Below are 24,139 nucleotides of genomic sequence, written 5' to 3'. Positions count from 1 at the left end.
AGGTGAATAATCAAGTTCAACAGGCCGATGTTGTTATTATTGGTGCTGGCCCTTCAGGAGCCGTGGCTGCCAGTTTACTGGTGAAAAAAGGTTGGCATGTGGTGGTGTTAGAGCAGCAAACCTTTCCTCGTTTTTCGATTGGTGAAAGTTTATTACCTCAGTGCATGAGCTTTTTAGCTGAGGCAGACCTTGAGCAAGCGGTGCAAGCACAGGCACAATCGCTTGGTTTTCAGTTTAAAAATGGTGCGGCGTTTCAGCGTCGGGGCGACCACACAACGATCGATTTTACCGAAAAATTTAGCGAAGGCCCTGGCACGACTTTTCAGGTAAAACGTGCGGACTTTGATAAATGCTTAGCCGATGGTGCCATGCAGCAGGGGGCTGAAATACGTTACCAGCATAGCGTGTTTGCGTACACCGATTGTGAAGATGGCGCTTTACTTGATGTTACAGATGAAAACCAGCAACGCTATCAAATTAAAGGGCGTTTTGTACTTGATGCCAGTGGTTTTGGCAGAGTATTACCTCGCTTACTTGATTTAGAGTCAGCATCAAATTTCCCTGTACGCTGGGCTTTTTTCAGCCATTTTAAAGATAATATTAGCGATCCCCAGTTTGACCGTGAAAAAATCTTAATTAATGTTCATCCAGAGCATAAAGATATTTGGTATTGGTTGATTCCATTTAGTGATGGTACGGCAAGCATTGGTGTAGTTGGTAAACCAGAGCAGCTTGAAGATAAACTCCCCCTCGCTGGCTTAAATGAATTTATCGAGCAAGACAGCTATTTAAGTGAGTTATTAGCCAACCGAGAAGCTATAGGTGAAGCGCGTGCTATCAAAGGCTATTCTGCTAATGTGTCGAGCTTGTATGGTGAGCATTTTGCACTACTTGGTAATGCAGGTGAATTTTTAGATCCGGTGTTTTCATCTGGGGTGACGATTGCGTTAAAATCAGCCTCATTGGTTGCTCCTTTAGTTGATAGCTACTTACGTGGTGAGCAAGTTGATTTCAAAAACGATTACAGTGAGCCTTTGCAACAAGGAGTTAATTGCTTTAGAACCTACGTTAGTGCTTGGTATGATGGCTCATTTCAAGACGTGATTTTTTACAGTGAGAAAAACCAACAAATTCGCGAGATGATCAGTGCTATTCTTGCAGGCTATGCCTGGGATTTACAAAACCCATTTGTAAAGCAAAGCAACAAACGCTTAAATACGTTGGTTGAATTATGTCGCGATTAACACGCTCTTTGCTTTTAAGTTTGAGCATATTAGTGGCTAGTTGTGCCAGTGAATTTGCTGTAAAAACGGGCGTTGATTTAGCGCCAAATGCAGGAATTTACTTGCTTGATCCACCTCCGTCATTAGTTGCTGATAATTGGCAGCAAGTGCTTGAAGTACGCCATGATGATGAGCAGCATACATTACTAGCGCAGCTGAGTTTAAATAGTGAAACAGGTATTAACTTGGCTGTTATGACAGCTCAAGGTATGCCTATTTTTCAATTAGAGAAAGCGCCACTTGGGCCAATTAAAAGCGAAAAAATGCTCCCAATCAACGCTGTTGATCCTCGTTATATTCTCGCTGATATCATGCTTGTGCACTGGCCTGTTACTGTGCTGAACTCTCAGCTTTATGGCTTGAACCTAGTTGAACAAGGAACGACGCGACGTTTATATCAGGGTGAGCAGTTAATTAGTGAAATTCGCTATTTAGACGGTGCAACAGAACTTGTAAACTATCAGCGAAATTACAAAATTAAATTTCAAAGGGTTAATTGATTATGCCATTTTGGCTTAACGACTTAGGTATTGTTAGTGCATTGGGGGTTGGTCACCAACAGACAATGCAAAGTATCAGCTTACAACCTAAACAAACACTCACAGAGGTGACGTCGCTTGCATTTGAGCAGCGTCCAACCTTTGTCGGCTTGGTTAATGAGTTGCCATTAACAGCATCAATGCGATTTTATCAGCTAATCGATTTAGCGCTGGCGCAAATTGCAGACACATTAGCAAGTATAAACATTCCGAGCAGCCGTATTGCAGTGGTTATTGGTACTAGTACTGCAGCCATTCAAGAAGGTGAAAGAGGCCGAAAATCCCATGCGGCGCAGGGAAAGTGGCCAGAGGGATTTGATTATTACGACCAAGCGCTCGTCGCTCCGGCCAATTACATTGCCAAAAAGCTCGCTGCAAACGGGCCCTGTTATAGTATTTCAACTGCGTGTAGTTCAAGTGCCAAGGCGCTTATTAGTGCTCGCGCCTTACTTAGTGCCGATTTAGCCGATGTGGTGATTTGTGGTGGCGTAGATAGTTTATGCCAACTCACTATCAATGGTTTTGATTCGTTATCTTCTATCAGTGATGAAATTTGTAAGCCATTTAGCGCTGACAGAGCAGGCATTAATATTGGTGAAGCCGCAGCGTTATTTGTTATGAGTAAAGAGCAGCATACAAAACAAAGTATCGCCTTTTTAGGTGGTGGTGAAAGCTCTGATGCCCATCATATTTCAGCTCCGATTGCTGATGGTTCTGGTGCAATCGCTGCTATGACAATGGCGTTACAAGACGCGAATTTAAGGCCATCAGATATCGACTACATAAATGCTCATGGGACAGCAACGCCGCAAAATGATGCAATGGAATCTTTGGCAATCAGTGAAGTGTTTGGCAAAGATACCAAGGTGAGCTCCTCTAAACATTTAACCGGGCATACTTTAGGAGCCGCCGGTGCTTTAGAGGCTGGGTTATGTTGGTTATACCTAGCTTATCCAGAGTTTAATGATTTAGTGTGGAATCAGGTTACTGAGGATGACTCTTTAGCTGAAATTGGCTTAATAACGCAGTCAGAAAAAGCAGAAATTAATCACTGTTTATCAAATTCATTTGCCTTTGGTGGCAATAATGTCAGTGTAGTATTAGGACATCTAAATGAATCACTATAAAATTGAGCAAGTAGTCCCTCATAGCGAACCAATGATTTTGCTCAATCGTCTCAGTAATTACAGCGAAGAGTCAGGTTGCTGCGAAGTTGATATTAGTTCACACAGCCCGTTTTATGACGAGAGCTTAAATGGAGTTGCTAGTTATATTGGCTGTGAATATATGGCGCAAACTATCGCGGCCTACGCTGGTGCGCTGGCAAAGGACAAAGGGGATGAAGTTCAAATTGGCTTTTTAATTGGTACGCGCAAATATAAAACCTATGCCCCGGTATTTAAAAACGAGCAGACGCTTAAAGTATCGGTCACAAAGTTATATCAAGAAGAATCAGGGTTGAGTGTATTTGAGTGTCAAATTCACAGCGATGAAACATGCTTAGCAGAAGCTAAAATTAATGTGTTTCAACCACAGGACCCAATGCAGTTTATAAGAGAAAATCAATGACAAAACGTATTTTAGTCACAGGCTCAAGCCGCGGAATAGGCAAAGCAATCGCTCTTAGATTAGCTAACGATGGCTTTGATATCGCTGTTCATTGTCGCAGTGGTGTGGCTGAAGCAGAGCAAACCTGTCAAGAAATTAGTGTCCTTGGTCGCCACGCAAGCTTATTGCAATTTGATGTGTGCGACAGAGAGCTTGCTAAACAACAAATTGAAGCAGATATCGCTGAGCATGGTGCTTATTACGGCGTGATTTGTAATGCTGGTATCACTAATGATATGGCGTTTCCAGCAATGCAAGGTGATGACTGGGATAAGGTGATCCGTACCGGCCTTGATGGTTTTTACAATGTGGTTCATCCAACCGTGATGCCAATGGTGCAAGGTCGTAAAGGTGGACGTATAGTAACTATGGCATCAGTGTCAGGGATTGCTGGTAATCGCGGGCAGGTAAACTACAGTGCAGCGAAAGCGGGCATAATTGGTGCGACAAAAGCGCTTTCGCTCGAGCTTGCTAAGCGTAAGATTACCGTTAATTGTGTGGCACCTGGATTAATCGAAACCGAAATGACAGACGATTTACCAGTTGATGAAATGCTAAAAATGATCCCATTAAAACGTATGGGCTCAGTTAGTGAAGTGGCTGGCACGGTGTCATTTTTATGCTCAGATGACGCCGCGTATATCACACGCCAAGTTATTTCTGTGAATGGCGGTATGGTGTAATGAAGCGCGTTGTTGTTACAGGCATGTCTGCTATCACCGCATTAGGTGATACATGGGGCGAATTTAAATCAGCTTTGCAAAAAGGTGAAAATGCCGTTCAGTACATGACTGACTGGGATGTTGCACCAGAATTAAACACTCGATTAGCCGCACCTGTTACTCATTTTAGTAAACCAAGCCACTACAAACGCAAACAAGTTCGCTCAATGGGGCGCGTTGCTATGATGTCGACGCGAACCACAGAGCTTGCTTTAGAAGAAGCTGGTCTGCTCGAACACCCAAGTCTAACCGATGGTTCAACAGGTATTGCCTTTGGTTCGTCAACGGGGTCAACGCCACCATTATTGGCTTTTGCGAAAATGATGGAAACTGGTGAAATGACTGGCGTAACGGCAACTAGTTACATCCAAATGATGGCACATACGGCGCCTGTGAATGTAGGGGTCTTTTTCGGTTTAAAAGGCCGAGTGATCACCACTAGCTCAGCTTGTACATCAGGTTCTCAGGGGATAGGTTATGCCTACGAAGCCATTAAGTATGGCCGTCAAAAAGCCATGGTTGCTGGTGGTGCAGAAGAGTTGTGTATCACTGAAGCCGCGGTATTTGACACCTTATATGCTACAAGCACCAAAAACGATGCTGCGAAAAGCACGCCACGGCCATTTGATCAAAATCGTGACGGTCTCGTTATTGGTGAAGGCGCGGGCACACTCATTTTAGAAGAGTATGAACACGCTGTTGCCCGTGGAGCGACTATTTATGCTGAGTTAGTCGGTTTTGGTTGTAACTCAGATGGTCAACATGTCACGCAGCCCACTGCAGAAACAATGCAAGTAGCTATCGAAATGGCACTGAATGATGCACAGCTTACTGCTAGTCAGATTGGCTATGTAAATGCCCATGGTACTTCAACGGACCGTGGTGATATTGCGGAATCTCTGGCGACTTTCAATGCCCTTGGGAAGAAACCAATTAGCTCATTAAAAAGCTATTTAGGTCACACCTTAGGAGCGTGTGGTGCCATTGAAGCATGGGCAAGTATTAATATGATGAATGATGGTTGGTTTGCACCTACTATCAATTTAACTGATGTCGATGCAGAGTGCGCTGATTTAGATTATATCAAGGGTAATGGCCGTGAAATGCAAACAGATTACATCATGAGTAATAATTTTGCGTTTGGTGGCATCAATACGTCGTTAATCTTTAAAAAGTGGCAAGCATGATCAACCGCTGCATTTTAAGTATTTTATTTGTTCTAACTTTTAATGCTTATGCTGCAGAAGATAGTGCAGAAAAAGGTGCTGCAAAAATGGAGCTAGGCGCTGGCCTGTTTTATGCTGATATCCCACATTATTTGGGATCGGATGAAAGTGAGCACTACTTATTGCCTGTGCCTTATTTTCGTTATCAAAGCGATAAAATGGCCATCGACCGCAACAATTTCACTGGTTTTTTGTGGCAACAAGAAAATCTTCATTTAGATTTATCTGCCAATGTGGGGCTTGCGGTTGACAGTGAAGACAATAAAGCCCGAGAAGGTATGGATGATCTAGATTGGGTGTTTGAATTAGGGCCTTCACTTAATTACTACCTAATAGGTGAACCAAACGCTAAACAGCACTTGTATTTAAGCCTGTTTGCACGCAAAGCCATTGCAACGGATTTCTCTGGTATTGATGATATTGGTTGGCGTTATGGACCAAGTGTGTATTATCGAGTGCCGATCATCGAAAAGGCGGATTCACAATTTTCATTAGCGTTTCGTGGCAATATCAACTTTGCTACCGATAAATACCTTGATTACTACTATGGGGTGAGTGACTTACATAGCAATGAAACTCGCCAAGCATACTCAAGCCGTTCAGGTTTTTCTGGTGCTGATGTATCAATTGGGGTACATTTTGACACACCAAAGTATTGGTTAGGTGGTTTTGTTAAATATCATCACCTTGCTGACAGTCAACAAGATGCAAGCCCGCTAGTGAAGCAAGATTATAATGTTTCGGTCGGTTTTGGGGTTGCTTGGAAATTTTATAGAAGGAATTTTTAAATGAAATTATTTATCCTTACATGTGTTTTAGTTGCTTGTTTGTTTTCAGTAAAAAGTTTTGCACGTGATGATATACAAACCCTACCTATACAAGCATTACTTGCAACCAGTAAAGCGAAACAAGCACTGTTAGATATTCCACTTTACTTTGCTGATCAAAGTCATAACACCATTAAAACTAAGTATGGTGAAGTTATCACCAATAAGAAAACCAACGCGTTTAATAAAACGGACCGTGAAGCCTGTGAGTGGGTAATGCTTAGTGCTTTAAAAGCATTACAAGAGCGTGCTGTACGTGAAGGCATGAATGCGGTTGTAAATATTCAGTCGTACTACAAGAAACGTGAGTTTGTTAGCCAAACCGAATATCAATGTGGTGCGGGTACATTTATCGCTGGTGTGGCATTAAAAGGCACTTTAGTTAAGTTATAACTAACTAAAGTCATTTTTTTTCTGTATAATTTGCGACCCTTGATATGATGGCCGCAGGTTATACAGCATGAATTTTAAATCATTTAGTTTTTCTTCTGAGCTTTTACAGGCATTAGAAGAGCTTAATTTCGAAACGCTTACTCCCGTTCAACGTAGTGCAATTCCTGCGGTAAGAAAAGGCAAAGACGTACTTGTTAGTGCGCAAACAGGCACGGGTAAAACGGCTGCTTTTGCATTGCCTATTATTCAAAAGTTATCAGAATCTGCTGTTAGTGATAAGAATGCGCCAAGTGCCCTAGTGTTAGCGCCTACTCGTGAATTAGCAGAGCAAATAGCCAATAATTTTAAAGCGTTTGCCAAATACACGGAATTAAAAACTGTTTGTCTTTTTGGTGGGGTTAATCTTGCAGGCCAAGCTAATGACTTAAAAGCGGGTGTCGATATTGTAGTTGCAACACCTGGCCGCTTACTTGACCAACTTCGTTTGGGTAACATTAGCTTAGCTAAAGTGAAGCATTTAGTGCTTGATGAGGCTGACCGCATGCTAGACATGGGGTTTATCAGCGATATGCAAAATGTTATCAATGGCTGTGATGAAGCGCGTCAAATCTTACTGTTCTCTGCAACTTTTCCAGCTGCAATTAAACAGTTTGCAAGTAAAGTTTTAAAGCAGCCTGAAGTCATTCATGTAGATCAAACAAACAGTACTGCAGAAACAGTGCAACACGTTGTTTATCCAGTTGAAGAACGTCGTAAGCAAGAGCTTTTATCTGAATTGATTGGTAAGAAAAATTGGCAGCAGGTACTTGTTTTCGTAAACATGAAAGAAACCGCTGATGAGCTTGTCAAAGAGCTGAATCTTGATGGTATTCCTGCAGTTGTTTGTCATGGCGATAAAACACAAGGTAATCGCCGCCGTGCTTTACGTGAATTTAAAGAAGGTAATGTTCGCGTACTGGTAGCCACTGAAGTGGCTGCCCGTGGTATTGATATTGAAGGTTTACCACGTGTGATTAACATCGACCTACCTTGGCTTGCAGAAGACTACGTTCACCGTATCGGCCGTACAGGTCGTGCGGGTAAGCCGGGTCAAGCAATTTCGTTTGTGAGCCGTGAAGAAGAAAACACGTTATTCGATATCGAAAAGTTAATTGGTCAGCGTATTAAGCGTATTGTTTTACCTGGTTATGAAGTAAGTAACCGTGATGTATTGATTGATAAAATAGTTAAAAAGCCATCACATTTACGCCGCAGTCGCACAAACAAGCCTTCAGGTCAGGCAACTGGCGAGGCTCGTGCGAAAAACCGTTCACGCATCGCAAATGTTCGCAAATCTTTGAAAGGCAATAAACTAAGCCTTAAAAAGTAATAAATTTTCTACAAAAAGCCCCATTGCTGTTTGGCAATGGGGCTTTTTTTGGCTCTATATATAGTACGAACGGAGTATTTTGTTAATTTTTATGGTGTTAAATGCAGAATTAGATTAACAAATGTACCATGCTGAATTACAATCGCTTTGAAATCAGTCAAGTAGCGTTTCTAACGCGTCAGTGTCTAAATGGATGTTTATGCAGTACTTAAAAAGAATTATAAAAAAAATAATCACCCCTACTTTTTTACTTGGTGTTGTCTGTGTGCCTTTTTATGCCAATGCCTATGATAAAGCGCAATTCTCCCTTGCCCATATAAAAGAGTCCATCAGCGTTGATGGTGTAATGGATGAACCGCATTGGCAAGAAGCCACAAAAGTGTCATTAAAATATCAAAATGAACCAACCGAAAAAGGCACACCGCTTGTACAAACTGATGCCTATATGTATGAAGATGGTAAATACTTGTATGTTGGCTTTATTGCAAAAGATGATGACCCTTCACAAATTCGTGCTGCACTTCGTGACCGCGACACGCTTTGGCAAGATGACAATGTTGCCTTGATGATTGATACGTTCAACGATGAACGAACTGGTTATGAGTTTTATGTAAATCCACTAGGTGCGCAAGGGGATATGCGCATGACGGATATTGACGATTGGGTGGAAGACCCATCGTGGGATGCCATTTGGGATAGTGCAGGGCAAATTAATAACGATGGCTATGTGGTTGAAATGCGTATTCCGTTCACTGCTCTTCGCTTTCCAAAAGATCAAGCTGAGTTAACGTGGAGTTTTGCTGTATGGCGTAATTACCCGCGTGATGTATTTTATCAAATGTCGAATGTTGGTTTTGACAGAGATGTAAAATGTAGCTTTTGTCAGTTTGATAAACTAACAGGCTTTGCCAACATGACTGAAAGCCAAAACATTCAGCTTACGCCAACTTTAACTGCGCTTCGCCATGATACCAAAGACGCAGTGCCTGGTGATTGGCAAAATGGCGATATTGATACTGAAGCGGGCTTGGACTTACGTTGGGGGGTGACGCAAGATGCGGTTATTAATGCCACCATTAACCCTGACTTTTCGCAGGTCGAGGCCGATTCACTTGAACTTGATGTAAATACTACTTACTCAATTTACTACGCTGAAAAGCGTCCATTCTTTTTAGATGGCGCCTCTTATTTTAATACCAGCCAACTAGAGCTTTTATATACGCGAATGATTGCTGAACCTGATGTAGGTTTAAAATTAACAGGTAAAACCGGCGCGCACAGCTACGGCTTTATGTACGCTGACGATCAGAACACTAGTGTATTACTTCCGACGAATCAAGGTTCTGGCTTTGCTAATCTGGCAGATAAAACGCAAGCCGTAGCAGGGCGCTATCAGTTTGATATTGGCCAAAAAGGCACAATTGGTGTGATGAGCACTCACCGTGAAAATGATGATTATCATAATACGGTGTTATCTTTAGATGGCAGCTACTGGTTTAATCAATCAGATAGTTTGCAGTATCAAGTAGCAAGCACAGATACCACTAACTCAGAATTTTTAGTTGATTATTATGGCGTTGATAAAAATCAATCAGATCAAGCTTATGCTATTGAATTTACTAGAACTAAGCGTGATTACGAAGTTTATGCTAATTACGAAAATATAGGTAAAGAATACCGCTCAGACTTAGGTTACCAAGCTAAAGTTGATTACGAGCAAATACAATTAGGTGGTGGGCAAACCTGGTACCGTGATGCTGATGATGCAATCACTGAGTACAGCTATAATGCTGAATGGGATAAAACTTGGGCGCAAAATGGCGACTTACTTGAAGAAGAATACGATGGCTTTTTTACCTTTAAAGGTAAGATGCAATCGCAAACAGAAATTGGCTTTATCCATCGTAATGAATTTTATGCCGGTGAGTTTTTTAATCAAAACATAGGTTATATCTACGGCGGTTTTAGACCCATCCGCGATGTCCGTTTCTTATTATATGCTCAATATGGCAGCAAAATTGACTACAGTAATGCAGCTCTAGGTACAATGGTCCGCATTGAACCTGAGATGACGTGGGATATTAACGATCATTGGCAGGTTCAGTTGGAGCACAGCTACAGCTACCTAGATAACGAGCAAAATGAGCGTGTTTATACTGCTAACTTAACGGATCTACGCGTTTATTATAAATTTAATATGCGTTCAATGCTGAAACTCGTTTTGCAGTTTGAAGATGTCGATCGAAACAACGAAGCTTATCGATTTGATGTAAGCCAAACTAACCGCGATTATGGTAGTCAGTTAGTGTATTCGTACAAGATTAACTCACAAACACTGTTTTATTTAGGTTATTCAGATAAAGGATACCAAGACGATTCGTTGGAAGGTCTTGAGCGTGATCAACGCACCTTCTTCACTAAGCTAAGCTATGCATGGCAGCTATAGCTGAAGCAATATAATAAAAACTTGGTCAGCTTATGGCTGACCAACTTCTTCGTTTACTTTACTTCTTACCACCCCTTCAAGGCTTTTTAAGCCCCACTGCTTACCAATCTCGACAGCTTCATCAATTGGCTTTTTTAAAGTTATGGCATTGTATAGCGCAACGAGAGCGCCAACACGGTTGCTGCTAGCACAGTGAAGTAAGGTGGTTTGTTGTTGATGCTCATTGAGTAAGGCCTGAAGTTTAGTGGCATTTTCAATCGTAATATCAGCTTTAGATTGCACAGGAATATGGTAATAGTTCATGCCAAGCTCAGTCACTAATTCTTGCTCAGACCAATTTGTTTCGTTATCACCACGTAGGTTGATGATGTTTTCAACACCAAGTTGTTTTAACTTGGCAAAATCGGTTTGATTGGGCTGCCCTGAAGTTAGCACATGCTCAGACTGCGCCTTAAGATTTAAAATATCCAGTTGTGTTGCGGTCGTTTGTGCTGCCGATACTGAAAAAGACAGTAAAGTAGCGCACGCTAATAATATGAAGCTCTTCATGTTATTCCTTCTATTAAGTTTAATTTTTGCGGTAGACGGTTTTACCACGGCTAATGGTTTCTAACACTTGTAAGTTATGTAGCTCTGCGGGCTTTATTTTCAACGGGTTGTTATCAAGGATAATTAAATCTGCTTGCATCCCTTGTTTTAATTGCCCTTTTGAGGTCTCTTCAAAGTGTTGATACGCCGGCCATGTCGTCATTGCTTGTAGTGCAGTATACACAGAAACACGTTGTTCAGGACCTAATACTTTATCTGTGCGAGTAGTGCGATTCACCGTTGCATCTAATACCCTTAGTGCATTTGGTAGAGCCACTGGCGCATCATGATGGGTGCTGAACATTAATCCTTGTTTTCGAACCGCATGAGTGGGTGAAATAAAATCGGCACGGGGGTGACCAAGTACCGAATTTACATGCCAGTCGCCCCAATAAAAGGTATGCATTGGGAAGAGCGATGGAAATATGCCCAACTCTTTAAGGCGATTTACCTGATCTTGACGAATTGTCTGACCATGAATAAGTACAGGGCGTCTGTCTTTTTTACCAAGCTTGTTATTGGCATTTTCAACAGCATCTAAAAATTGCTCAATGGCGGCATCACCATTTGCATGTGTCATCACTTGCCAACCATTGGCAAAGGCCGTTTCTACATATTGATAAGCTTGTTCATCATTAAAAGTAGGGTAGCCTGCATAACCTTGCTCTTGGCCTTCAGGTGCTTTTAAGTATGGATGAGATAACCAAGCAGTTTTCCCTTGCGGTGAGCCATCAAAGTTAAGTTTTACACCACCAATACGAAAATGATTTGTGTAGTGTTTACTGTTATAGGTTGAGTCCATAAAACTGCTGCTGGTGGCCATATCAGCATACGCAACCACATCAATCACGAATTTATCAGCCTTTGATGCTCTTACCATCGAATCATAGGCTTCTTGAGTTGCTCGGCCTTCTTGCGCTGTGGTGTAGCCGTATTTTGTGTAGAGCTTTTGTCCTTCTTGTAGCATTAAATCTTGTAAGTCAGGATCAAACGACTGCATGAGTTTAAACAGTAAACCAAAGTGCGCGTTTTCTTCGAGCACCCCATTAGGTTCTTGTGAGTTCGCCATACGACGAATTAGCCCACCTTTAGGGTTTTCTGTGTTTTCGTCGATGCCAGCCAGAGTTAAAGCTTTGCTGTTTGCAACACTTAAGTGCCCCGAGGTATGAATGATGATCACTGGCTTTTCGGTGCTAACGCGGTCTAAGTCCATTTTAGTCGGGTATCTATCAAGCTCAGCATCATCGTAACCAAAGCCTAAGATAGCGCCGGTTTTTTCAATAAATGTGGTGTAATCAGGGTTATTCTGTGCGGCTGTAAGCATATTAACGATTTGCTCAACACTATTGGCATCACCATCTGGGCTAGGTAATACATTGGCTACCATGGCTTGCAAACCAACACCGTAGACATGGCTATGACCATCTACAAAGCCTGGCATCAAGGTTTTTCCTTGTAAATCAATCAGCTTTGTTTTGCCAAATTTAAACTCAAGGGCTTTAGTTTTATCACCCACAAAGATGATTTTGTCACCTTGGGTAGCGATTGCTTGTGCATATTCTGGTTCATCGCCAGTCATTGTAAGAATATCGCCACCATAATAAATGGTATCTGCAGCACTCACTTGCAGAGGTAGCGTTTTAGCTGTTTGTTCAGGGCGATTATCGCAAGCCGTTAAGGCAAGTAATGAACAAGCGATTGCGAGGTGATGTTTCATTTAAATCTTCCATGAATTTTAATTATGTCTAAGAATATAGTCTGTTTAAAAATTTTGTCTTTAAAAAATAGACTTAAATTTCATTAAAGTACAAGACTATAGCTGCACCATCGAGGCTACTACCGTTGTGAATGTTGATACCAATGCCAAAGTTGTCAAACCATGACGTCCACTTTCTACTGTCCCATAAAAAGCCGATACCGTATTCATAAAAGTGATCTGTAGAAAATGCAATACGACCATCACCACCTAAATCAATTCGCTGTCCTTTAATATAAAAAGCTTGCTCAAAAAGGCCTATTTTAAACATGTTAAACTTAGCTTTAATTCCATTGAGTGTACGCCAAGTTTCAGGAGCTGCATTACTCATTCCGTCAGGATGAGACAAGGCCCAGCCATAATAGTAATTAAAGTTAAGTTTGTATTCGTAATAGCCCCAGTGCCTTGGCAGGCGATAAATCATGGTCGCATTTGGATTTAGTACTAGTGCATTACTATTTAGGTTGGTGTAAAGATTATCAGCTAAAGGCTGTATATTACGTCTAGATTCGGGCGAGTTGTACTCGTAATCATTGTTGTAATGTAAGTAGTGACTGTTAAAGCCAAGTTGATATGACCATTTAGATCCAAGCGCTTTCTCTGCATTAACACCGATCATGCTGTTATACACCGTTTCTGAAATATAGTCGTCAGCGACATTGTCATACAGTGAGATAAAATCTGATTGATTTAAATAGCTGACTCTACCGGTCAAACTTAGTTTGTGCTGATAAATTGGCTCATCAAGCTGCCATGTATAAGGAATGCTGTAGAGTTTGAGTTTTTTTCTAAGTGCGATACTGTCTTCATCTTTACTAGCATGTTGCGAGTTAAACAATGTTTGCGGATCAAAATCACCAAACCCCAAGGTAATACTGTCACCATCAGTTAAAACTAACGAGGTTGCAAATGCGGTTTCAAGTTGCTTAGTTGGGCTTGCATAGCTGCTCGCGCAAAACACACACGTCATCATTATGCAAGCAGTTAAATACGGTATGTACTTGTTATTCATTAAAAAATCAACTCTCGCTCAAAAGTATTAAATAGCGAAGGGGGGAAATTTAGCTGTATTAGTCCCTAATTGCTATTCAGATCATACAAAGGTTCTTTCTCAGAACTAATAACAAAGGTTGTCAGAAATTTCACATACCCATCTTGAATCAGAATTTTCTCATTAGAATGGCTAGGATTTTAATCTAATGTAAATGATATGTACAAAGTGGATGTTCGTAATTAACAGTGGATTTGTTGCAATTACAATTAACCTAATAAAGAGGTCTCACTTTGAAAGTGTCATACTTTTTAACTAGTTATAATGGATTGGAACTTAAGTTTTCGACAATCATGCTATTTACTGGCTTATTATTATGTAGTCAACATAGTAAAGCCGAGCAAACTCACTGGTTTGTATCTGGGCAAATAGGTTCAGCTTCCACAGACCTTAGCACAAAAGACTTAACATCATCATTAAGTGAACAAGGGACCATTATTGATTCTGTTTCGATTAAAGACTCGGATACAGGTTACCAAGCTGCAATCGGTTATAAATTCAACTCAATTTATTCACTACAAGTCGGTTATGTAGATTTCGGTGAGAGACATTTCAGCTTTACAGGCGAAGTCACCGATTTAGACTACTTTCACACGGCCATAAAACGAATTTACCCTGAATCAGCAAAGGGGCCTCAGGTATCAATTTTAGCGTCGTGGCCAATCACCAAAATAATATCGCTGACTGGTAAGATAGGATATTTAGATTGGCACCAAGATTACCAATACCAATCAAACTCTTCACAGTTATTTAAAGCAAAACGCAGTGGTAACAGTGCCACCTTTGGAATTGAAGCGAGTTTTGATCTTTTTAAAAATATCCAGATTTTTCTAAGTTACGACCATGCAGCGCTAGATGCAAATGATGCTTCGATGTTCTCAATTGGCGCAAGATATTATTTCGACTAACCCATTATCGATGTATGCGAGGGGCGTACATTTTAATTACCTCAAGGAATAGCTGAAACACGAGTAAACCATTTTAGATGAATTTACTACCAGCTTGAAATTTCTACAGGAACACGACGTCATGCTATCAACAATTATTAAATACCTATACCTCATAGCGCTTATTTCGCCTATGACTATATTGGCTATGCCGATTACAATTATCGCACCTACTGTGACCTTCACACTCGATGTTGAGCCAAGTGACAGCATTGAAACAGTTAAAGGGCTTGTTGAACAGCAGACTCAAATTGTACTGACTAGACAAATCATCACTTTTAATGGTCAAACATTAGAAAATGCTCGGTCATTGTCTGATTACAATGTGGTAAAAAACTCTATTTTGAATGTCACTAAATCGAATTTAGCCCCTAGTTTTTCCTATGAGAATCCATCGCAGCTACTAGGGAGTTTAAGCTTGGATGATTCTCTATATCCAAATATTACTTTAGATAATAATGAAGTCCCTTATATTATTTTAAAAAATACTTTCAACAATAGAGCCGATGTTTATAAATATGTGGATAGTGCTTGGGAATCAATTGATGGGGGGGAAACGCTTGCTGATGCGTATGGCGAAACAGATATTGTCTTTGACCAAAAGAATAATTTATATATTGCTTATATATCTGGCACTGGTTCGTCGCAGACAATAGTTGTAAAAAAACTTGTAAATGGTAATTGGACTGAGCTTGGCTCAGGCCAAATTAGCGGCACAAAAATAGAGCGCATTGATTTAAAGGTTGATGATAATGATATTTTATATCTTGCCTATGATAACTCAACCGTATACGTGAAAAAGTGGGCTAATAATAGTTGGGTTAATGTAGGTACGCAGGCAAGTAATGGAAATGCTAAAAGCCCTGAAATTGCCTTTAATTCGAAAAATGAAATGTATGTCGTTTATAATAAAACAGTAAGTCCTGCCTCTGTTGAGGTAAGAAAGTTTAATGGCACATCATGGATAACTTTAAGCTCATCTGCTTTAGGGACTCAACCAGCGATAGATCCTCAAATAGCGTTTGACAGCCAAGACACACTCTATATTTCATTTATAAACTCTACGACATATTTGGGTCCTGTAAAGGTTTATAAATTTGTAGAGGATAACTGGGTTTCGGTTGGCGATACATCAAACCTTTCTGCAATGAGAAAATTAAATCTATTAATTGACTCAAACGACAACGTGTTAATTGCATTTAATGAACAGAGCACATATGGCCGAGGAAAACTATATGCTTTTGAAGGAGAGGTATGGAATTTAAAAGGGCCAATTGCCCCACCGGAAAAATCATATTATTTCGGCCTCGCAATGAGAGCTGTACTTAATTCAAGCGACATTATCTACGCTATTGACTTAAAGTCAGAGGTTGGTGGACCTTTTGTAATCACTAAGGAAAATGCTTCTTTTAGCAATCATTCTAAGAGCATTATGGAGGGAGCATCAAGCTTTAGGTTATTTGAAAATGTAATAGTTGAGGATGCTGAAAACGATAACGTTACCCTCACAATTACGATTTCAGATACGCAATTCGGGTCATTGTCAGGTACTGCAAGTGGTAACGCAGAACTTAATTATGATTCTAGCACAGGCGTTCTAACACTTTCAGGAACAGTCTCAGATATTAATGCTTCGCTTGAAAGTATTGAGTTAATACAGGCTGCAAATGGTGCAGGTCAATTCACACTCACGTTTTCATTAACGGATGGCACAGATACAAACTCTGCAATTGTGGGGACCTATTCAGTTGTTGTACCCAATAAAGCCCCTTCTATCGATATTAATACGGGCCTTTCATTAGATGAAGGTGCAACGAAAGTAATTAATACTCAGAGCTTATCGGCTTCAGATCCTGATGATAGCAGCACAGGGTTAACATACACGCTTAAATCAGTACCTACTTATGGCAGTTTATTTGTCGATGCCAATGATAATAGCAGTTTAGATGCGGGTGAAAAGCTTTCGTTGAATGGTACTTTTACACAGCAAACACTGGATGATTCAAAACTTTATTATAAACACAATGGCACTGAAACAAACTCTGATAACTTTAAGTTCGATCTTGCAGATGGTGGGGAGGATGATGTTGCACCGATTATAGATCAATCTTTCATTATATCTATTACACCGCAAAATGATGCACCTAAAATATCTAAAGCCGCAAAATGGGAATATGTTGGTGATGCAAATTTTGCAAAAGAACGGATAAGTGATACCGCCATAGCTGTTGATAGAAACAGTGTAGTATATTCAGCTTTTACTTATTATCTCGAACCAGCAGGGTATGGAATTGCAGTAAAGAAATATGATAGCAGGACTTGGCAAAACATAAGTAACACTAATCTCGCTGAGGGCTCGGTTAATAGTAATCTTAGTTTAGCTATTAATCGTTCTGATGAGCTTTTTATTGCTTATGAAGATTCAGGGTTTGAGAATAAGGTTGTTGTAAAGACTCTTAAAAATGGCTCTTGGACAGTACTTGGGGGAGAGGCCGTAAGCGCAGGGGTCGCAAATCACGCTTCTATTGCTTTTGACAGTGCTGATAATTTATACCTCACTTACCAAGATTATTTAAATAATAACACTGCAACAGTGAAAAAATGGGATGGCACAGAATGGACCACTGTGGGTGAAGCCGCAATTGCATCTGGGGTTACATCGCAAATGAAGCTCTCTTTTGATAGTAAGGACACGCCCTATTTGGCATATAAAGTAGATATTAATCAAAATAATATCAATGTAGTTAAATTCGAGAATAATAGTTGGACTCAGGTCGGCTCTGCAAATTTTGAGACGAATGTAATGAGATTAGATTTCACTATTATTAATGATGTTCCATACGTTGCTTTTTCAAAAAAATCATCTCAACTCATATCTGTCAATAGGTTTAATGGTCAAACTTGGGAGTTGGCTGGTAACAGTGATCTTTTGGGCGGCAGTGGTTTCGGGCCAAAAATAGCAGCAAATAGTGACAATATTCCTTTTGTTGCTGTGAATGATTATGTCAACGGTGGAGATGTATCTGTAATGCAGTTGACGGGAAATACGTGGAACCATGTTGGTAAAGCCGGAATAACAACTAAGAGAACTACTTTTCCTTCTTTCGCAATTGATGACAACGATACACTACTAGTTTCATTTGGAGATACAGATAACGACAGTAATGCTTCTATGATGAAGTATGAGCAGTCAATTTTTGACAGCTTCTCTATGACTACCAAGGAAGATAGCAATAAAAACTTACTCTTTGGAGGGCATATAATAACTGATAAAGAAAACGATAATGTTACTCTTACCATCACTCTTGCAAACAATACATCAGGCAAACTTGCGGGTACTGCAAGTGGTAGTGCCAACTTAGATTACGATATTGAAACAGCTACACTCACATTGAGTGGCTCACTAGTCGATGTTAACGCAAGTTTAGCAAGCCTTTCGTATACGCCAGCTGCTGATTATTCTGGCTCATTGGGTATTTCGTTTAAACTATCTGATGGCAGTAACACTGTCACACCTGTAAATGGCACTATAACTATTACTGCTGTTAATGATGCACCAACGATTACTTCACAAGCCTTAGTACTTGCAACTGAAGATACAGCTTATGCATATCAACTTGCTGTCACCGATGCTGACAAAGACGAAACATATAAATTTAGCGCTTCAATATTACCTAGCTGGTTATCGATAAATACATCTACAGGTTTACTCGTTGGAACACCAAGCAATAATGATGTTGGTGAGCATAATGTCTCAATTAAAGTAACTGATTCGGCCGGTGCTTCTGATATTCAAATATTTACCATTACAGTAGCTAATGTAAATGATAAGCCGGTAATTACGTCAACCCCTGATACTGTCGCAGTTGAAGAGCAGTTATACAATTATACTGTTTCAGCTACAGATATTGATGCAGGAGATACGCTTTCGTACACAGTGCTTGGCCTTCCAAGTTGGTTATCTTTTAATGAAGCTACTCGCAGTTTTAAAGGCACACCTACTAATGATGATGTAGGGTCGTATAAGATCACTGTTGTTGTCATGGATATGAGTGAAGAGGAGGCACGACAATCATTTACTCTAACTGTTTCAAAGGTAAATGACGCTCCAGTGTTTTCATCAACACCTATTACAACTGCGATTGAGGACAGCATCTATAACTATACTGTAAGTGCAACTGATGTTGATAAAGGCGATACGCTAATTTATTCAGCCAAGACGCTTCCTAGTTGGTTAAGCATAGATGCTGCGACAGGTTTAGTTACTGGTACGCCAGGTAATGATGATGTAGGCATGCATACGGTTAGTTTAATCGTCACGGATAGTGCAAAAGAAACAGATTCTCAGATGTTTTCTATCACCGTTGAGAATGTAAATGATGCGCCTGAATTTTCATCAACACCAATTACAACTGCAACCGAAGATGAGTTATACAGCTATATCGTTTCGGCAACGGATGTGGATGCTGATGATAGTCTTTCTTATACAGCCCTTGGCATGCCTAGCTGGTTAACCTTTGATACTAAAACGCATACCCTAAGTGGCACACCCACTAATGATGATGTAGGCACGTATAATATTACGCTTGTTGTAACAGATGCGAGTAAAGAGGAGATTAAGCAGGAATTTACACTGAGAGTTGTGAATGTAAACGATGTACCCGATGTGCATGATGATAAAGTAAGTGTTGATGAGGACAACAGTGTTGCTATTAATATTTTAGAGAACGATTCAGATGTTGATAGTGGCTTAAACCCTGCCAGTGTCAGAGTGGTAACAGCGCCAACACTAGGAAAAACAAGCTTAAATACTGCGAATGGGGTTATTACTTATACACCGAATGAAAATGTTAATGGCTCTGATACTTTCACTTATACTGTCGATGACTTAGATAATGGACGCTCAGCTATTGCAACAGTGTCAATTACCATCAATTCGGTTAATGATGCACCATTTGCTAAGATTGATACGGCCATAACTGAAGAAGACATGGCAATTGAAATTGATGTCGCACTAAACGATTCAGATATTGATGAAGGTGATTCACTCGATTTATCTAGCTTAGAAGTTGTCACAGCGCCAGAAAATGGTAAAGCGAGTGTACAAAACAAGCGCATTCTCTATACCCCAAACACAAACTTTACTGGCAGTGACACATTTACATACCGTGTTGCAGATGGATCTGGAGCTATGTCTAATCAGGCGAGCGTAATGGTAAAAGTAGGTGAAGTTAATGATGCCCCAATCGCAACAAACGATGCAGCAGAGCTTGATGAAGACACCTCGATTGAATTGTCAATTTTAGACAATGACCTTGATGTAGATAGCGATTTAACAATTGATAATGTGACAATTACCCAAGCCCCAGCAAACGGCAAAGTTAGCGTTAATAGTACCTCAGGTACTATTGGCTATATGCCAAATGCTGATTTCTTTGGTAGCGATAGCTTCAGTTATAGTGTTAAAGATGACCAATCATTAATGTCAAATATCGCCGTTGTGAAATTAACGGTCAATAGTGTGAATGATGCACCCGTCGCTAACGATGATGTTGCTCAATTGCTCGAAGATACAGCCCATAGCATTAATGTACTGGGCAACGACTTAGATATTGATGGTTCGCTTGATAAGTCAAGCCTTGAAGTTGTTACCGAGCCAGAACATGGTAGTACAAAAATTGTAGACGGCATGATCAGCTATACGCCTAATGTTAATAGTAATGGTGAAGATAGCTTTAGTTATCGTGTTAAAGATGATTTGGGTGTTTGGTCAAATAATGCAAATGTCGCCATCACAGTAACAGCTGTTAATGATGCGCCGCTGGCAAATAATGATGTAATACAAATTGATGAAGATGAGAGCGTTATCATCGATGTAACAGGCAATGATTCTGATGTTGATGGTAGCATAGATGAGGACTCAGTTAAGATTGTTACTGAACCGGCATTTGGTAATGTAATAAATAATGTAGATGGTACAGTTACTTATACTCCAGTAAGCAATTATGTTGGTTTTGATACCTTTACTTATTCAGTGCTTGATAATGAAGGTGCAGAGTCGAATACGGCATCAGTGACTATTACCGTACTTGCTGTCAATGATGCACCATTGATTGAGTCGGCGCCAATCACTTCAGCAACACAGGATGAAGCGTACCGCTATGTACTTGTTGTTAATGATGTAGACAGTGCTGATAGCTATAAATTGAGTGCTACAGAGCTGCCAAGCTGGCTTAATTTTAATCCTGCGACAGGCGAGTTAAGTGGTACACCAAGTAATGATGATGTGGGCAATCATGCTGTTACTTTATTAGTAACTGATGCAGAAGGGTTAACTGATACACAAACCTTTGTTATCACAGTGGCCGATGTTAATGACCAAGCAACAGGTGGTATCAGTATCAGTGGCGAGGCAAAAGAGGGTGAAACCTTACGCGTTGAGTCAACTATTGACGATCCAGATGGTGTGGGAGAATTTACCTATCAATGGATGCGCAATGGGGTGTTAATTACAGGTGCAACACTGTCAGAATACATGCTAACCGATGCAGATATCGGCACGACAATCACGGTTGTTGTTACTTACATTGATGGCCACGGTAATACTGAGACCTTTACATCAGGTGCGACAAGCCCAGTTATTATTGCTAATGTTGCGCCTGTAGCGATTGGTGAACAACTAAGTACTAATGAAGACGAGAGCATCACCTTTACACTTGGGTATATTGATGAAAATGGCGATGCACTGACATTCAATTTAGTCGCACCGGTTAGTAATGGTACGTTAACAATGGATGTTAATCGTTTTATGTATCAACCAAATGCAGATTTTAGTGGCTCAGATAGCTTTAGCTATACCGTATCAGATGGTGTTTTAAGCTCTGAAATAGCAACAGTGACGATTGTGGTGAGTCCAGTCAATGATGCACCTGTTGCTACACCAGATAACTTCACCGTCAATGCAGACTTAAATGAGTATGTAGTGCTTGATGTGTTAGCGAATGACATTGATGTTGATGGTGATGCACTAACATTAGTTAAAGCGCTTGCAAGTGTTGGCAGTATTCGAATTGTTGATAATAAGCTTGAATATTTGGCGCCTGTTGGCTTAAACGCAGAGGTGATCATTACTTATCAAATTAAAGATGCAAGTGGTGAAGTGGTAGATGTAACACTGGTTGTAAACGTTGTTTCAACCTTAACAGATATAACTATCACAGCACCTGAAGATAAAACGATTGCCTCAGAAGGGCTGTTCACTAAGGTGAATATGGGAACAGCAGTTGCAATGGATGCATTGGGTAATCCAGTGCGTGTTACGGCAAGTTCTAAAGGCTTCTTTGCACCTGGAACACATACCGTTGTTTGGAGTGCAGGAGAAGGGAACGAGCAAGTTTCAGCTACGCAATTGATCCATGTAATCCCGCAAGTTAATTTCAGTAAAGATCAAACTGCAACTGAAGGAACATACGTCATAATTAAAGCGATTCTCAATGGTGATGCAGTAACTTACCCTGTTGTTGTGCCATTTACCGTATCAGGTGATGCGATTACAGGAGAAGATCATGACTTATCTGAAGGTGAATTTATCTTTAAACAAGGTCAACGCGAAGCTCAATTGATAGTTAACCTTATTGAAGATGAACAGTTAGAAAGCACAGAAACTTTAACTGTTCATTTTAAAGAACCTAAAAATGCTGTTGTGGGTACGTTAGGTTCACACACACTAACAATTGCAGAGGGAAATGTTGCGCCAAGCGTAGAGTTATTTGCAGCTCAGCAAGGTATGAGTACGCGTCTAATTGATAAACAAGCAGGTGAAGTAACTATCAGTGCATTTGTTACAGATGCAAACCTAGCCGATACCCATGTATTTGATTGGCAAGTGTCTGATGAAGCAATCATCGATGCAGATGCCATCGATGATCAATTTAGCTTTGACCCAAGTTTACTTGCTGAAGGTGTTTATGAGTTTATGGTAACCGTTGATGATGGTGACAAAACTGATACAGTGAAAATTTCACTGACAGTGCTTGATTCATTACCTGAGTTATCAGCCATTGATTCAGACTTTGATGGTATCAATGATGATGAAGAAGGGTATGGCGACAGTGATAACGACGGTATTCCAGATTATCTAGATGCAAGCTCGCTTGCTAGCAATGTTGTTCAAGAAAAGCTGATCGAAAGTGAATTTTTCTTGATGGAGACAGAGCCTGGACTTCATTTGAGCTTAGGTAACGTTGCTTTTAAAGCATCAGGTAGCAACACCGGTATTACTGAAGGCGATGCAGTTAAATACGGACATAACGGATTAGGTGCAAAAGCTGATAATGGGTTTGACTACATAAATGGCGTGTTTGATTTCAATGTAAATGAAATTCCGGTTGCGGGTCAGTCTGTCAGTATAGTGATAGCACAGTTTAGGCCAATACCAAGCAATGCTGTCTATCGTAAATTGATGCCAACAGGTTGGACAGAGTTTGTAGTCGATAGTCGTAATCGTATTGCATCAGCGCCTGGTGCTGAAGGGTTCTGCCCACCACCACAAGATGTGCTTTACACAGAAGGACTTACCGAAGGTCACTGGTGTGTTCAGCTGACTATTGAAGATGGTGGTCCAAATGATGCCGATGGCCAAGTTAATCGTGCAATTGAAGATCCAAGTGGTATCGCAACTTTAGATACGCATAATACTCAGCCAGTAGCTACGGATGATGTTATTACGGTAAAACGTAATATCAGCACCTACCTTGATGTGTTAGTCAATGATACAGATGCAGATGGTGATTTATTAACGCTTACGTCGGCAACCGTTGATATTGGTGAAGTCAGTATTATTAGTAATGAACTGCATTTTAGTCCACAAGCCGAACATGTAGGTACAGCAACAATAAACTATGGCGTATCTGATGGTAATGGCGGCTCAGCATTTGCAGCTGTGACCGTTGAGGTCGTTGAAAACAAAGCACCGCAAGTGAGTGCCATTATTAATGTAATAACCGATGATCAAAGCCCAATTAACATCGACATACTGGCTAATGTTACTGATGATGATAATAATGATTTCACTATTATTTCTGCATCAGCTGATAATGGGACAGTAGTAATCAATGATGATGGTACTATTACGTATACTCCAAATGTGGGTTTTGAGGGCACTGATACAGTGACCTTCATTATCTCTGATGGTGATGGCGGAATAACTCAAGGGCAGTTTAATGTCGTTGTTAAAGCCTATAAACGAGTGAGTGTTGAGCATAAAACAAGTGGGGGGGCGCTACCTCTGAGCTTAATCTCATTATTGTTACTGCTAGTGCTTATTAGATGCTATCAGTATAGGGCTCGCCGTTAGAAAGCAAAAGCCAAGCATTAGCTTGGCTT

General features: G+C 40.5%; 15 protein-coding genes. 12 read left to right on the top strand and 3 right to left on the bottom strand.

Features of this window, described 5'->3' with window-relative positions; translation table 11 throughout:
• Positions 1-2: 2 nt before the first annotated feature.
• The 10 genes from J3455_RS02075 to J3455_RS02030 all read left to right on the top strand — a co-directional run bounded on the left by J3455_RS02075 (position 3) and on the right by J3455_RS02030 (position 10,413).
• Complete coding sequence (locus J3455_RS02075) at positions 3-1,244, top strand: NAD(P)/FAD-dependent oxidoreductase (RefSeq protein WP_349560898.1); 1,242 nt, start codon at positions 3-5, stop codon at positions 1,242-1,244.
• Entirely contained in the window at positions 1,232-1,783 is a 552-nt protein-coding gene (locus J3455_RS02070; RefSeq protein ID WP_349560897.1) for a DUF3261 domain-containing protein, read from the top strand. The genes J3455_RS02075 and J3455_RS02070 overlap by 13 nt, the downstream gene beginning before the upstream one ends.
• Before the next feature lie 2 nt (positions 1,784-1,785).
• Positions 1,786-2,949 carry a beta-ketoacyl-ACP synthase gene (locus J3455_RS02065; protein ID WP_250662209.1) on the top strand — a complete coding sequence of 388 codons (1,164 nt, stop codon included), beginning with the start codon at positions 1,786-1,788 and terminating at the stop codon, positions 2,947-2,949.
• Positions 2,936-3,391 carry a hotdog family protein gene (locus J3455_RS02060; protein WP_167657516.1) on the top strand — a complete coding sequence of 152 codons (456 nt, stop codon included), beginning with the start codon at positions 2,936-2,938 and terminating at the stop codon, positions 3,389-3,391. Before J3455_RS02065 ends, J3455_RS02060 begins: the two co-directional genes overlap by 14 nt.
• Positions 3,388-4,113, top strand: coding sequence for a 3-oxoacyl-ACP reductase FabG (gene fabG, locus J3455_RS02055; protein ID WP_250662208.1), 726 nt, complete (start codon positions 3,388-3,390; stop codon positions 4,111-4,113). The genes J3455_RS02060 and fabG overlap by 4 nt, the downstream gene beginning before the upstream one ends.
• Entirely contained in the window at positions 4,113-5,339 is a 1,227-nt protein-coding gene (locus J3455_RS02050; RefSeq protein WP_250662207.1) for a beta-ketoacyl-ACP synthase, read from the top strand. Before fabG ends, J3455_RS02050 begins: the two co-directional genes overlap by 1 nt.
• Positions 5,336-6,166, top strand: coding sequence for a MipA/OmpV family protein (locus J3455_RS02045; protein ID WP_130052706.1), 831 nt, complete (start codon positions 5,336-5,338; stop codon positions 6,164-6,166). Before J3455_RS02050 ends, J3455_RS02045 begins: the two co-directional genes overlap by 4 nt.
• Positions 6,167-6,598: an excinuclease ABC subunit A gene (locus tag J3455_RS02040; protein ID WP_250662206.1), complete on the top strand. Its 432-nt coding sequence runs from the start codon at positions 6,167-6,169 to the stop codon at positions 6,596-6,598.
• Positions 6,599-6,665: 67 nt separating this feature from the next.
• Positions 6,666-7,967 carry a DEAD/DEAH box helicase gene (locus tag J3455_RS02035; RefSeq protein ID WP_349560896.1) on the top strand — a complete coding sequence of 434 codons (1,302 nt, stop codon included), beginning with the start codon at positions 6,666-6,668 and terminating at the stop codon, positions 7,965-7,967.
• A 199-nt stretch (positions 7,968-8,166) separates the two neighbouring features.
• On the top strand, positions 8,167-10,413 hold the full coding sequence (locus tag J3455_RS02030) for a carbohydrate binding family 9 domain-containing protein (protein WP_502935085.1): 2,247 nt from the start codon (positions 8,167-8,169) through the stop codon (positions 10,411-10,413).
• A 30-nt stretch (positions 10,414-10,443) separates the two neighbouring features.
• Here J3455_RS02030 and J3455_RS02025 read toward each other — a convergent pair whose 3' ends face one another.
• The 3 genes from J3455_RS02025 to J3455_RS02015 all read right to left on the bottom strand — a co-directional run bounded on the left by J3455_RS02025 (position 10,444) and on the right by J3455_RS02015 (position 13,769).
• Positions 10,444-10,962 carry a protein tyrosine phosphatase family protein gene (locus J3455_RS02025; RefSeq protein WP_349560895.1) on the bottom strand — a complete coding sequence of 173 codons (519 nt, stop codon included), beginning with the start codon at positions 10,960-10,962 and terminating at the stop codon, positions 10,444-10,446.
• A 19-nt stretch (positions 10,963-10,981) separates the two neighbouring features.
• A complete protein-coding gene (locus J3455_RS02020) occupies positions 10,982-12,718 on the bottom strand; it encodes an amidohydrolase (RefSeq protein WP_349560893.1) in 1,737 nt (578 codons plus the stop codon).
• A gap of 73 nt (positions 12,719-12,791) precedes the next feature.
• The gene (locus tag J3455_RS02015; RefSeq protein WP_349560891.1) at positions 12,792-13,769 is read right to left on the bottom strand and encodes a Solitary outer membrane autotransporter beta-barrel domain; all 978 of its coding nucleotides are present in this window, start codon (positions 13,767-13,769) and stop codon (positions 12,792-12,794) included.
• Between the two features lie 278 nt (positions 13,770-14,047).
• On the opposite strand from J3455_RS02015, the gene J3455_RS02010 reads away from it, so the two are divergent.
• Both J3455_RS02010 and J3455_RS02005 read left to right on the top strand, forming a co-directional pair.
• Positions 14,048-14,716 carry an outer membrane beta-barrel protein gene (locus J3455_RS02010; RefSeq protein WP_349561106.1) on the top strand — a complete coding sequence of 223 codons (669 nt, stop codon included), beginning with the start codon at positions 14,048-14,050 and terminating at the stop codon, positions 14,714-14,716.
• Between the two features lie 121 nt (positions 14,717-14,837).
• On the top strand, positions 14,838-24,110 hold the full coding sequence (locus tag J3455_RS02005; RefSeq protein ID WP_349560890.1) for an Ig-like domain-containing protein: 9,273 nt from the start codon (positions 14,838-14,840) through the stop codon (positions 24,108-24,110).
• Positions 24,111-24,139: the final 29 nt, after the last annotated feature.

The sequence above is a fragment of the Pseudoalteromonas sp. NFXS39 genome (assembly GCF_040148775.1).
Taxonomy (GTDB): Bacteria; Pseudomonadota; Gammaproteobacteria; order Enterobacterales; family Alteromonadaceae; genus Pseudoalteromonas; species Pseudoalteromonas apostichopi.
Note: the sequence above shows the minus strand (reverse complement) of the source record. Positions and strands in the feature narration are given on the sequence as shown.